Origin of the sequence: Flavobacterium enshiense (genome assembly GCF_022836875.1) — a bacterium.
Classification (GTDB): domain Bacteria; phylum Bacteroidota; class Bacteroidia; order Flavobacteriales; family Flavobacteriaceae; genus Flavobacterium; species Flavobacterium enshiense_A.
Genome location: NZ_CP090376.1, coordinates 1209755 through 1223604 on the forward strand (window position 1 = coordinate 1209755; position 13850 = coordinate 1223604).

A 13850-nucleotide genomic window follows, 5' to 3' on the forward strand; every position below is an offset into this window, starting at 1 on the left:
GTTTTATTTTTTTAATTAGAAAAAATATCTAAATTTGCACCATAATTAAAAATGAAAATGAAAAGAATTGAGCAAATGATGATGCGTATGATGTTGGGGGAATATCCGCAGAGGATGCTGTATGCTTAATTTAATCAGTATAGAATTCACAGCTAAAACCTCTGCACTCCGCAGGGGTTTTTTTGTGGAATACAAAAAACAGATTTTTTAAATCAAAACGAAAAAGGGTAAATAATAACTGGCTGAAAAAGATCTTTCTGTGTTGCAAAAGCTGGTTGTCTTAAAAAGTGAATAATAAATGAACGGACTACAAAGAACAGATGTTTTCGATTTCACTCTTGAAAATGGGGTAAATAAAGGATGGGTACCATTGTATTATCAGGTATTCGGCCAGCCAATCGGTACCGCTCCGGTGGTTCTGGTGAATCATGCGTTGACCGGAAATTCACAGGTAACCGGAGAAAAAGGATGGTGGAATGAGCTAATCGGTGAAAATAAAACTATCGATACAGATACGTATACCGTAATCTCCTTTAATATTCCCGGAAATGGTTTCGACGGAAATCCGGAAAATCTAATCGGGAATTATAAGGATTTAACAACAAGGTATATAGCCAAACTCATCTGGAAAGGTCTTCATTCGTTAAATATAAGACAGCTTTTTGCAGTGATTGGAGGAAGTATTGGTGGTGGCATTGCCTGGGAAATGGCTTTTCTGAGACCAAACAGTATTAAGCATTTGATCCCGATTGCTTCCGACTGGAAATCTTCGGATTGGTTGATTGCGAATGTCTTGGTGCAGGATCAGATTCTGAACAACTCAAAAAATCCAATCCACGATGCCCGAATGCACGCTATGTTATTGTACCGAACACCGGAATCACTGAAAGCGAAATTCAACCGTACTAAAAACGATGATCAGGATTTGTATCAGATCGAAAGTTGGCTTCAGTATCACGGAAAAAAACTGGAAAGCCGTTTTGAATTGGCAGCCTACAAATTGATGAATCATTTGTTGAAAACCATTGGAGAGGACATGGATAATGAACAACTGCTGGCTTTCGCAGAAGAAACTTCTGCTAAGATTCATTTGGTGGGAGTGAATTCAGATTATTTCTTCACAGCCGAAGAAAATAGGGAAACTTATAAAATGCTGAAAACTGTAAAAAAAGACGTGGTATACTCGGAAATACAATCCATTCACGGGCACGACGCTTTTTTAATCGAGTTTGAGCAATTAAGCACTATTCTTAAAAACATATTTACAACTACTAAACTACAAACTATACTAGCATGAAAATTTTAAAATTCGGAGGAAAGTCTTTAGCCTATGGCGAGGGTTTCGATAAAGCAATAAGCATCATTTTAGATAAAGTCAATAAGCAGGAGAAAATCGCGGTGGTTGTTTCCGCTATCGGTAATGCCACTGACGAATTAGAGGAAATTCTTGAAAAAGCAAAGAAGAATGAAGTCTACCGCGAGCAATTGGAAAATTTTAAAAACTATCAGAGTGGGAATTCTTCAGTTGATTTGACATCGGAATTCACATTATTGGAAAAATTGTTTGAAGGTGTTGCACTTTTAGGGGATTACAGCAAAAAAATAAAAGACAATGTGTTGGCCCAAGGCGAAGTGATTTCTGGGAAGGTGGTAACGCAGGCATTGAAAGAGAAAGGAGTGAACGCTAATTTTTCAGATACTCGAGAATTGATTAAAACCGATGCTAAATTCGGAGACGCTCAGCCAGTAGACACTATTTCCCGCAAAAATGTGCAGGCGCATTTCAAAAATAACAATGGTACCACGGTAAACATCGTAACAGGTTTTATTGGTTCAAGTACTGATAACGAAACTACCACTTTAGGAAGAAACGGAAGTAATTTTACGGCCTCGTTATTGGCTAATTATCTTGAAGCAGAAGAACTGCAAAGCTTTACTCACGTAGACGGAATCTTTACTGCCAATCCGGATTTAGTGCCGGACGCAAAAAAAATAGATCAGTTGTCTTTTGAGGAAGCCAATGAGATTGCTACTTTCGGAGCTACAATTCTGCATGCAAAAACCATAATCCCGTTGATAGAAAAGAAAATTCCATTGCGAATTTTAAACACATTTAATCATACGCATAACGGGACATTAATCAATGCCGAAAATTCAAGAAAGGGAATCAAATCGCTTTCGGTTTTGGAGAATGTTGTATTGGTGAATCTGGAAGGACGTGGTTTGTTGGGGAAACCCGGAATTGATGCCAGAATCTTCAGGGCTTTGGCACAAAACAACATTAGTGTGAGCATCATTTCACAAGGTTCTTCAGAGCGTGGTATTGGTTTGGTGGTGGATGCGAAAGACGCCCAAAAAGCCAAAGATGCTATTGAGGCCGAATTCGAATTGGATTTCTATACACAAGATGTGAGCTGCGTTTATCTGACAGAAAATGTATCGGTTATTTCAATCATCGGACAGGAGTTGGCTACTTTCAACAAACCTTACGACGCTTTAATCCGTAACCAGATCGTTCCGATTTTATTCAACAATACTGTTACCGGGAAAAATGTGAGTTTGGTGGTAGAGCGAAAACAACTTAAAAAAGCGTTGAATGTTATTCACAGTGAAATCTTCGGCATAACCAAAAAAGTAAATCTGGTGATTTTCGGACACGGGACTGTAGGGAAAACGCTGATCAATCAGTTGTTGGAAAGCCGTGAAAACATTATTCAGCGCAAGGGGCTCGAATTGAATATCGTCGCAATCGCAAATTCCCGTCAGTTTATTTTCGATTCGAAAGGTATTGCCAATAATTGGGAGTCGGAATTGCAAAATACAACTCAAAAATCATCTGTTGAAGCTATCCTAAATGCAGTAAAAGAACATCATTTAGGAAATTTAATCGCAATTGATACTACGGCAAGTAAAGATTTCGTCGCCAATTATGTCGAACTGATCAAAAACGGTTTCGATTTGGTTTCGGCCAATAAAATTGCCAATACTAAAGAATACAGTTTCTATAAAAACCTGCGTGAAAATCTTCATTTCTATCAGAAGAATTATTTGTATGAAACCAACGTGGGTGCCGGATTGCCGCTAATCGACACGATTCGTCTGCTGCATCATTCCGGTGAAAACATTACCCGTATCAGAGGCGTTTTCTCAGGAACACTGAGCTATCTGTTCAATACGTTTTCCGCATCGGATAAAAAATTCAGCGATGTGTTGAAGGAAGCTATTGAAAAAGGATTCACAGAACCGGATCCACGCGAAGATCTGAACGGAAATGATGTGGGCCGAAAATTGTTAATCCTTGCCAGGGAGCTGGACTTAATCAATGAATTCTCCGAAGTGAAAATCCAAAACCTGATTCCGGAAAACTTGCGCGAAGGCAGTGTGGATAGTTTCCTTTCGCAACTGGAAGAGTTGAATCCGATTTACCAAAACACAAAAACAGACCAATTCGAAAATCATGTGTTGCGTTATGTAGGAGATTTGTCAGGTGATTTATCGGTGGAAAACGGTGCTAATCTGGAAGTGAGTCTAGTGACGGTTCCGCAGGAAAGTTCATTGGGACAACTCAAGGGTTCGGATTCCATTTTTGAAATCTACACCGAATCCTATGGCGAACACCCAATCGTAATCCAAGGAGCAGGAGCAGGAGCTGCCGTAACCGCCAGAGGTGTTTTTGGCGATATCTTACGTCTGGCTGAAAAAATTAAATAATTAAAATAAACAACAACAATATATATAATGAGTAATTCAGAATTCGGTTTCGAAACCCAAGCCATACGCACCCAAACAGAACGTTCGCAATATTTGGAGCATTCCGTTCCTTTATACTTAACCTCAAGTTTCGTCTTTGAAGATGCTGAAGACATGCGTGCTTCCTTCACCGAAGAAAAAGAACGAAATATCTACAGCCGATTTACAAACCCAAACACGAGCGAGTTTGTGGAAAAAATCTGCCAGATGGAAGGTGCCGAAGCGGGTTATGCTTTTGCAACCGGGATGGCGGCTATTTATTCCACTTTCGCGGCTTTGCTGGAATCGGGTGATCACATCGTTTCGGTGGGCAGTGTTTTCGGTTCGACGCACACGTTGTTTACAAAGTATTTCCCGAAGTGGAACATCACAACCAGTTATTTTGATATCAACAAGCCGGAAACGATAGAGAATTTTATTCAACCCAATACCAAAATACTTTTCGCTGAATCGCCAACTAACCCCGCTGTTGATATTATCGACTTGGAATTACTTGGTCAGATAGCGAAAAAACACAACCTGATTCTGATTATCGATAACTGTTTCGCTACGCCTTACATTCAGAATCCAATTCAGTATGGAGCCGATTTGGTAGTGCATTCCGCAACTAAATTAATCGACGGACAAGGGCGTGTTTTGGGTGGAATCACGGTTGGTCGTACCGATTTGATTCGTGAGATTTACTTGTTTTCAAGAAATACAGGGCCGGCTTTGTCACCGTTCAATGCCTGGGTGTTATCAAAAAGCTTGGAAACGTTGCCAGTCCGTGTGGAAAAACATTGCGAAAATGCATTGAAAGTCGCTGAATTTCTGGAAAATCACCCGAATGTAAAACAGGTGAAATACCCGTTCCTGAAGTCGCATCCGCAGTATGAAATCGCCAAAAAACAAATGCGTTTGGGTGGAAATATTGTGGCGTTCGAAATCAAAGGCGGAATTGAAGCAGGCCGTAAGTTTTTAGACAGAATTCAACTGTGCTCGCTTTCAGCCAATTTAGGTGATACGCGAACAATCGTGACGCATCCTGCCTCTACAACCCACAGTAAATTAACCGAAGAAGAACGTTTGGCGGTAAGCATCACCGACGGTCTGGTTCGTGTTTCAGTAGGATTGGAAACGGTTCAGGATGTTATTAACGATTTGCAACAGGCTTTGAGTTAGTTGGCCGTTTAAAAAATTGTTTTCGTAAATTTTTGAAGAAAAAAAATCTGTTTAATCGTAAAAATTAAGCTAAAAATAGAAAAAATTTCCGAATTTAATTTTTTGTTGTTAGCTTTGCAGCGTTCTTATACAGACTGAGTTATCACGAAAGGCAGAGGGACTAGACCCGATGAAGCCTTGGCAACCCTACTCTCGTAGAAGGTGCTACATTCTACCACTGATTGTGGACAGATAACAGGATACTTTTTTTGGTATCTCTCTGATTTCACGATAACAAAATAGTTTAGAATTGGGAGCAACCCGAGCGATAGCGAATTGGCGAAGCAAAGGCTTGCGCTTTTTTGCTGTCCGTGTTCCCGCTATCCGCACTACAAGGTAGTTGCTGCAAACACGAAGTGTTCACTGAACACCGCAGTAAATATTAAATTAGTGAAGTAATCGGGGCTAGATAAGAAACAAATGGAATTTTTGGAATCGCTGGTGGCTAAAAGCTGCTGGCTAAAAGTTTAAAAAATATGTCAAAAATACAGGAAGCCATACAAAACCGAATCCTCATCCTCGATGGGGCGATGGGTACCATGCTGCAACGCTATAAATTCGAAGAAGAAGATTTTCGGGGCGAGCGTTTCAAGGATTTTGCGCATCCGTTAAAGGGCAATAACGACTTACTGTCGCTTACACAACCCGAAGCGGTAAAAGAAGTGCACCGCGCTTATTTTACTGCCGGAGCCGATATCGTGGAAACCAACACTTTTTCCGGGACCACGATCGGAATGGCGGATTATCACATGGAAGATTTGGTGTATGAGTTAAACTACCAATCGGCAAAAATAGCCAGAGAAGTAGCGGACGAATTTACCGACCGACCTCGTTTTGTAGCGGGTTCTATCGGACCAACCAACCGAACGGCTAGCATGAGCCCGGACGTAAACGATCCGGGGTTCCGTGCCGTGACTTTCGATGAATTGCGCATCGCCTACAAAGAGCAGGTTGAAGCTTTAATTGACGGTGGTTGCGACGTGTTGTTGGTGGAGACCATCTTTGATACATTAAATGCCAAAGCGGCACTTTTCGCCATCGAAGAAGTAAAAGAAGAGCGAAACATAGACATTCCAATCATGGTTTCCGGTACCATTACCGATGCTTCGGGCAGAACGTTATCGGGGCAGACTGTCGAAGCATTTTTAATTTCGATTTCACACATACCGTTGTTGAGTGTTGGTTTTAACTGCGCTTTAGGAGCCGATCAGTTAAAACCGTATTTAAAACGTTTGGCACACAATACCTCGTTTAATATTTCTGCACATCCCAATGCCGGATTGCCGAATGCTTTCGGTCAGTACGATCAGACTCCGGAAGAAATGCAGGCGTTAATCAGAGAGTATTTAGACGACAATCTGATCAATATCATAGGCGGATGCTGCGGTACAACGCCGGAACATATAAATTTAATTGCCGAAGTAGCAAAAGAGTACAAACCAAGAATACTGGAGGAAGCATAATGAGCGAAAGAGCAAGCCATAAATATTTAAAACTATCGGGATTAGAACCTTTAATCGTTACGCCCGAGACCAATTTCGTGAACGTAGGGGAACGTACTAACGTAACCGGTTCGCGAAAATTCCTGCGTTTAATCAAAGAAGAAAAATACGAGGAAGCACTTGACATCGCGAGAGCTCAAGTGGAAGGCGGAGCGCAGATCATCGATATCAACATGGACGAAGGGATGTTGGACGGCGTATATGCGATGACCAAATTCCTGAACCTGATTGCTTCCGAACCCGATATTTCAAGAGTTCCCGTGATGGTTGACAGTTCCAAATGGGAAATCATCGAGGCCGGACTGAAAGTGGCGCAGGGCAAATGTGTAGTGAATTCCATCAGTTTGAAAGAAGGGAAAGAAGCGTTTCTCCATCATGCAAAACTGGTAAAAAGATATGGAGCCGCAGTAATCGTGATGGCGTTTGATGAGGTTGGTCAGGCCGATACTTACGAACGTCGTATTGAAATCTGCAAACGTTCCTATGATATATTAGTGAATGAAATCAACTTCCCTGCGGAAGACATTATTTTCGACCCGAATATTTTTCCGGTAGCAACAGGAATGGAAGAACACCGTCGCAATGCGTTGGATTTCTTTCTTGCTACCAAATGGATACGCGAAAACCTTCCATATGCCAATATAAGCGGAGGAGTGAGTAACGTGTCATTCTCCTTCCGTGGAAATGATAAAGTGCGTGAAGCAATGCATTCCGCGTTTTTGTATCACGCCATCAAACATGGAATGACGATGGGGATTGTGAATCCTGAAATGTTGGAGGTGTATGATGAAATCGATCCAATTTTATTAGAATATGTTGAAGATGTACTCTTAGACCGCCGCGATGATGCCACCGAAAGGCTTTTGGAATTAGCCGAAAGTTATAAGGGAGATGTGAAAGCCCATGAAAAAGCTGTTCAGGAATGGCGTAACGGTTCACTTCAAGATAGAATCACGCATGCTTTGGTAAAAGGTATCGATGAATTTATAGAAATCGATGTGGAAGAAGCAAGACAATCGGTTGGAAGACCTATCGAGGTTATCGAAATCAATCTGATGGCCGGCATGAATGTAGTGGGGGATTTGTTCGGAAGCGGAAAAATGTTCCTGCCTCAGGTGGTAAAATCAGCCCGTGTAATGAAAAAAGCGGTGGCATATCTTCTACCTTATATAGAAGCAGAAAAAGACGGAAAATCATCAAGCGCCGGAAAAGTATTGATGGCAACTGTAAAAGGGGATGTTCATGATATCGGTAAAAATATTGTTTCCGTGGTTTTAGCCTGTAACAATTTTGAAATCATCGACTTGGGAGTGATGGTGCCGCCAGAAAAAATTATTGAAACTGCTATTGCTGAGAATGTGGATATCATCGGTTTAAGCGGATTGATTACGCCTTCGCTGGACGAAATGGTGTATCTGGCCAAAGAAATGGATAAACGCAACATCAAAATCCCGATTATGATTGGTGGGGCAACCACTTCGAGAGCACATACAGCCGTTAAGATTGCTCCCGAATACAGGGAAACTGTGGTCCATGTGAACGATGCATCCCGTGCGGTAACGGTAGCCGGAAATTTGCTGAACAAGGACAAAAAAATATACGCAAGTACGATCCGAGCGGAATACGAAGCGTTTCGTGAAACGTTTTTAAACCGTCAGCGAGATAAGAGTTATTTGAAAATAGAGCAGGCGAGAGCCAATAAATTGCAGTTGGATTGGGAAAACTACCAACCTGTGAAACCTAATTTCATTGGAACAAAAACCATCGAAGTGAAATTGGAGGAATTGGTTCCGTACATCGACTGGACGCCGTTTTTCGGTTCGTGGCAATTGTTCGGAAAATATCCTGCAATATTAAAGGATAATGTTGTGGGCGAACAGGCAACGATTCTGTTCAATGATGCGCAAAGAATGTTAAATCAATTATTGGAGGAAAACTGGTTAACAGCAAAAGGAATCTACGGAATCTTTCCTGCAAATCAGGTGAATGATGATGATATAGAGTTGTATGACGAAAGCGGAAAACAATTGGAGACTTTCCTAACCTTGCGTCAACAATCACAAAAGACCAAAGGCGCGCCCAACATCGCTTTGTCTGATTTCATTTCCCCAAAAGAACTTGGAAAAGAAGATTACATGGGCGCCTTTTGTGTCACAACCGGTTTCGGCGTAGATGAAAAGGCTAAAGCATTTGAAGAAAACAACGACGATTACAGTTCCATTATGGTAAAGGCCTTAGGAGATCGTTTTGCGGAAGCTTTCGCTGAATATCTGCATGAAAAAATCCGTAAGGAGATTTGGGGATACGCTTCGCAAGAACAGCTTTCTAACGAAGATTTGATTAAAGAAGAATATAAAGGAATTCGTCCGGCTCCCGGATATCCTGCCTGTCCTGATCATTTGGAGAAACCGACAATCTGGAAACTTTTAAATGTGGAGGAAAATATCGGGGTAACATTAACCGAGAGTATGGCCATGTGGCCGGCATCATCGGTTTCAGGATATTATTTCGGACATCCGGAAAGTAAGTATTTCGGACTGGGGAAAATCAAGGAAGACCAGGTGCGCGATTACGCCAAACGAAGAAATTGTACATACGAATATGCTGAGAAATGGCTGAATCCGAACATCGCCGATTAAGGATTTCGGAACCAATCATAACTCATAATTTATAATTCATAACCAGAATGAAAGTAACACAACATATAGAGAAAGCTAACGGAAAGCCTTTGTTTTCTTTCGAAATTCTTCCTCCGTTGAAAGGACAGAACATTCAGTGCATTTTTGATAATATTGAACCTCTGATGGAATTCAAACCGCCTTTTATTGACGTAACCTATCATCGTGAGGAATACGAATACAAAGAACTTCCGAATGGTTTACTTGAAAAGAAAGTTGTGAAGAAACGTCCGGGCACGGTGGGAATCTGTTCGGCAATTCAGAACAAATATCAGGTGGATGCTATCCCGCATATTTTATGTGGCGGTTTTACAAAGGAAGATACCGAAAACTTCCTGATTGATATGGATTTCCTTGGAATTGACAATGTGGTGGCTTTGCGTGGTGATGCCGTAAAAAGCGAAATTTATTTCAAACCGGAAAAAGAGGGGAATACTTATGCTTCGGAATTGGTGACCCAAATCAGTAACCTGAACAACGGAATTTACCTGGATTCGGATTTACAGAATACCAACAAAACGGATTTCTGTATCGGTGTGGCCGGTTATCCGGAAAAACACATGGAAGCCCCAAGTCTGGACAGCGACATTTATTTCCTGAAACAGAAAATCAAAAACGGAGCAGATTACATCATTACACAGATGTTCTTTGATAATCAAAAGTTTTTTGATTTTGTAGATAAATGCCGTGCCGCAGGAATTACGGTTCCAATTATTCCGGGACTAAAGCCGATTTCGACTAAAAAACAACTGAATTTGATTCCGCATCGCTTTAAAGTGGATTTGCCTGATGATCTGATCATGGCAGTAGTGAAAGCAAAAGATAATGAGGCTGTTTCCCAAATTGGGATTGAATGGTGTGCAACACAGAGTAAAGAGTTGGCAAAAGCCGGAATTCCGGTACTGCATTACTATTCGATGGGGAAATCGGACAACATTCGTCAGATTGCCAGTGAAGTTTTTTAATTATAGTAAGTCTTTTCGTAATTCATCGTGAAAAAGTATTTGTTTTTCGATTTTTGATGTTTTTTTTAAAAAATTAATGAGGTTGTTTTAAGAAATGCTTTAATTTTATATAGACGTAAGAATTGTACGACTTAAAAGGTGTTGCTATGAAAAGATTACTACTTGTTTTTATGTTGATTTTTTCGGGAAGTATTTTTGCGAATGATTTTCAACAAAATTTTGAAGCAGCGATGCAGTTTAAAAAAGAAGCTAACTACCAAAAAGCTGCAAAGTATTTTTTAAAGGCTTTAAAGGAGAAGGAAGATGAAAAATACCTGGCTCAATCACTGTGTTTTGAAATATCTGATTGTTTTTTAAAAGCTGGTGATGAAAAAAGTGCCCTAAAATTCGTCAAAATTGCGGTTAGAAATTATGGGGCTACCTTGGAAGATATTATGACTACTAAAATTTTAAGAAAGGATTTTTTAGCAAATGTTAGTGGTTTGATTGATGTGGAGTATCAAGATTTGCGCCGTATATATCTTTTGAAAAATGATAAATTTGACAAAAAAGAATATGTAGAAATGATCCGTTAGCAAAATTTAGGATATAACAAAAAACGGACTGAATTTTCAGTCCGTTTTTTGTTTTTATTTCAGGAAAATATTCTGTTATATTTGTCTGATTTTCAAAATCCGAAATGCGCTTATTAACCTATATTTTACTTTTTCTTTCAATTCCCTTTTTCGCCCAGGAAAAAGAAATGAAACAATATGCTGTTGAAGCGAATTACTTTTACGGAAGTATTTTGCCGCATGACACCAATATCCTTCATTTGATAAAAGGGCATCCTGATGGAATCGTTATCAGTTTTAACCGAAAAACCTTTGGGTCGCAAAAATGGGAAGCTTGGTACAATTATCCGGATTACGGACTTTCATTTCAGTATCAGGATAATAAAAATCCCGAATTGGGTGATTTATATGGTTTGTATGCTCATTTCAATTTTTATTTTTTCAAGAGGAACCTCCAATTTAGGGTCGGTCAGGGGCTAGCGTATTGCACCAATCCGTATGATAGGGAAACCAATTATCGAAATCTTGCATATGGTGCCCGGTATATGCCGTCGACGTACTTTATGTTGAATTATTACAAGCCTGATATTTGGAAAGGTTTGGGATTTCAAACGGGAGTAAATTTTGTGCATCATTCTAATGCAAATATTGAAGCACCTAACACGAGTACAAATACAATAGCTTTCAATGTTGGAGTAAACTACACTATTCCTACAAAAGATTCAATCGCTTATATAAAACATCCGAAAGAGAAATTTACGGAACCGATTCGCTATAATGCCGTTTTCAGGAGTGGCATTAATGAAAGTGATGTTGTAGACAGTGGACAATATCCTTTTTATGTGGCTTCTTTATATGCAGATAAACGAATCAATCATAAAAGTGCCATTCAGGCGGGAGCTGATTTTTTCTGGATGCTATATTTGGAAGAATTTATCCGTTACCAATCAATCGCTTATTTTGAAAACAATTATGATGGCGATGCAGATTACCGAAGAGTGGGGATTTTTGTCGGACATGAATTATTTATCAATAAATTGTCGGTCGATACCCAATTTGGATATTATGTTTATGACCCTTCGGATAAATTCGGTCCATTATATCAGCGTTTGGGATTGAAGTATTACATTGCTAAAAATGTTTCGGCAGGGGTGAGTTTAAAAACCCACATTTCACGTGCCGAGGCGCTTGAATTTAGTTTAGGAGTGAGATTATGAGAGAGAGAATAATTTGGATACTGGCAGTAATTTTTTTGATGATTTCTTGTAGCTCCGATACCATTCCGGGTTGTTATAGAGAGCCGGGTGCTACTATTTCGCGTATTGATGCCGTTGCAGCGTTCCATGAGATTTATATTGGTGGCGGAATTAATTTGGTGGTAAAACAAGGAGAAGTTGCAGAGGTGAAAATTGAAACCGGAGAAAATATAATTGCAGACGTTACCACCGAAGTAACAAACGGAATTTTATATGTGAAAAACAAACTGGAATGCGATTTAGGAACAACGATTCCTGCACGAGTTACCGTTACCACACCGGATATTACTAAAATTTACTCATCGTCACAATATAGCGTTGAGTCGGAAGGCGTTTTGAATTTTCCGAATCTCAAACTGCAACAGGGTTTGTTCGGAGAAACCGCTTCTAATATTTTTGACCTGAATGTAAATTGCCAGAATCTGGTGGTTGAAAATAACAATACGACGATTTTCAGGATCAAAGGCATGACGAATTCACTGTATGTGGCATTTTATTCAGGCGTTTCCCGTTTTGAAGGAGCCAATTTGATTGTTCAGGACGCGTCTGTTTTTCAGCGTAGTTCCAACGATATGATTCTAAAACCAAGCAATAAAATTGAGGGGAATATTTATGGCAATGGGAATATTATCTTGTTGAGCAGGCCTTCAGTGGTAAATGTTGTTCAGCATTATACCGGACATATTATCTACCAATAAATGCAATTCACTCGGATTTTATAAAATCTATAAAGCCTTAGATTATTAGTAGTGTAATCTCCTTATTTTTTCTTCGTTTTTTCGCGGAATATCGTTTCCAGATTTTTGCTTTTTAAAGTAAGCTGTAATGTACGGTAACCATTGTTGTGTGCAAAATCGAAGACTTTCGGACGCATATCATCATTGGTTTCAAAAGAAAGCTCCCACGTTGCGCCCTGAACGTTTTTGGAAGATTTTAGATTCGGAATCGTAGCCAGTAATTCAGATGAGATTTCTTTGTCGAATTCAACTTCAATAATTTGTTCAGTAACATCCGAAACTAAGTTGTCCAGCTTTTTGTCGGTAACAATTTTTCCGTTATTGATAATGATCACGCGGTCGCAGATAGCTTCCACTTCCTGCATGATGTGCGTTGAAAGAAAAACGGTTTTGTCTTTTCCGATGTTGCGGATCAAATCACGGATTTCTACCAATTGGTTCGGGTCTAAACCGGTCGTCGGCTCATCCAAAATCAAAACATCAGGATTGTGAAGTAAAGCCGTAGCCAGTCCCACACGCTGACGGTATCCTTTTGATAATTCACCAATTTTCTTATGACTTTCCGGTGTAAGTCTGGTTAAAGCAATCACATCATCAATGCGTGATTTGGCTACTTTATAAACATCGGCATTAAAAGCTAGGTATTCGCGTACATATAAATCCAGATACAACGGATTGTGTTCCGGTAAATAACCAACTGATTTTTGTACTTCTTTCGGAGCCGTATTTACATCATGGCCGTTAACCGAAGCTATACCTGAATCGGAAGTAAGATAGGTAGTCAGAATTTTCATTAACGTCGATTTTCCGGCACCATTCGGACCTAAAAAACCAACGATTTCACCTTTTTTGACTGAAAATGAAACGTTATCCAGCGCTTTTTGTTCGCCGTAATTCTTGGAAATATTCTGAACTTCAATAGACATAACTCGTGATTTGGAGCAAAAATAAGAAGAAAAGCAGGTATACGATTTGCAAAAAACTTAAAATTTTCAAAAAAGATCTTTTCAAAACATTTTTTCACTAAGTTTGTAATTCAAAATAGCTCAAAAAAAGCAATGAACTTAAATAACACATTTTTTAGCAACAATTTCTTTTATTTCTATTGGAAAATGGAAAGGGATTGTCGTGTGGTTATTTAACTGAAAAAGTAAATACAATTATCATAATACAATCCCGATGTTTCATCGGGATTTTTTTTTGGACAA

Annotated in this window: 10 protein-coding genes and 1 riboswitch; of the genes, 9 read left to right on the forward strand and 1 reads right to left on the reverse strand. The window is 39.7% G+C overall.

What is annotated here, in order from left to right; all coding sequences use genetic code 11:
* Nucleotides 1–298: 298 nt before the first annotated feature.
* The 9 genes from LZF87_RS05470 (at nt 299) to LZF87_RS05510 (ending at nt 12603) form a co-directional block, all read left to right on the forward strand.
* A complete protein-coding gene (locus LZF87_RS05470; protein WP_244342637.1) occupies nt 299–1297 on the forward strand; it encodes an alpha/beta fold hydrolase in 999 nt (332 codons plus the stop codon).
* Nucleotides 1294–3711 (forward strand): bifunctional aspartate kinase/homoserine dehydrogenase I, encoded by a 2418-nt coding sequence (gene thrA, locus LZF87_RS05475; protein ID WP_244342639.1) that lies wholly within the window; start codon nt 1294–1296, stop codon nt 3709–3711. Before LZF87_RS05470 ends, thrA begins: the two co-directional genes overlap by 4 nt.
* A 27-nt stretch (nt 3712–3738) precedes the next feature.
* On the forward strand, nt 3739–4911 hold the full coding sequence (locus tag LZF87_RS05480) for a trans-sulfuration enzyme family protein (protein ID WP_244342641.1): 1173 nt from the start codon (nt 3739–3741) through the stop codon (nt 4909–4911).
* 136 nt (nt 4912–5047) lie between these two features.
* A riboswitch (SAM riboswitch) is annotated at nt 5048–5149 on the forward strand.
* 277 nt (nt 5150–5426) lie between these two features.
* Nucleotides 5427–6413, forward strand: coding sequence for a homocysteine S-methyltransferase family protein (locus tag LZF87_RS05485; RefSeq protein ID WP_244342643.1), 987 nt, complete (start codon nt 5427–5429; stop codon nt 6411–6413).
* Nucleotides 6413–9091 carry a methionine synthase gene (metH, locus tag LZF87_RS05490; protein WP_244342645.1) on the forward strand — a complete coding sequence of 893 codons (2679 nt, stop codon included), beginning with the start codon at nt 6413–6415 and terminating at the stop codon, nt 9089–9091. Before LZF87_RS05485 ends, metH begins: the two co-directional genes overlap by 1 nt.
* A 47-nt stretch (nt 9092–9138) precedes the next feature.
* Nucleotides 9139–10095 carry a methylenetetrahydrofolate reductase [NAD(P)H] gene (gene metF, locus LZF87_RS05495; RefSeq protein WP_244342647.1) on the forward strand — a complete coding sequence of 319 codons (957 nt, stop codon included), beginning with the start codon at nt 9139–9141 and terminating at the stop codon, nt 10093–10095.
* A gap of 146 nt (nt 10096–10241) precedes the next feature.
* A complete protein-coding gene (locus LZF87_RS05500) occupies nt 10242–10670 on the forward strand; it encodes a hypothetical protein (protein WP_244342649.1) in 429 nt (142 codons plus the stop codon).
* A gap of 167 nt (nt 10671–10837) precedes the next feature.
* Nucleotides 10838–11866 carry an acyloxyacyl hydrolase gene (locus LZF87_RS05505; protein WP_244342651.1) on the forward strand — a complete coding sequence of 343 codons (1029 nt, stop codon included), beginning with the start codon at nt 10838–10840 and terminating at the stop codon, nt 11864–11866.
* The gene (locus LZF87_RS05510) at nt 11863–12603 is read left to right on the forward strand and encodes a head GIN domain-containing protein (RefSeq protein WP_244342654.1); all 741 of its coding nucleotides are present in this window, start codon (nt 11863–11865) and stop codon (nt 12601–12603) included. The genes LZF87_RS05505 and LZF87_RS05510 overlap by 4 nt, the downstream gene beginning before the upstream one ends.
* Before the next feature lie 62 nt (nt 12604–12665).
* Here LZF87_RS05510 and gldA read toward each other — a convergent pair whose 3' ends face one another.
* Complete coding sequence (gene gldA, locus LZF87_RS05515; protein WP_244342662.1) at nt 12666–13568, reverse strand: gliding motility-associated ABC transporter ATP-binding subunit GldA; 903 nt, start codon at nt 13566–13568, stop codon at nt 12666–12668.
* Between the last annotated feature and the right edge of the window lie 282 nt (nt 13569–13850).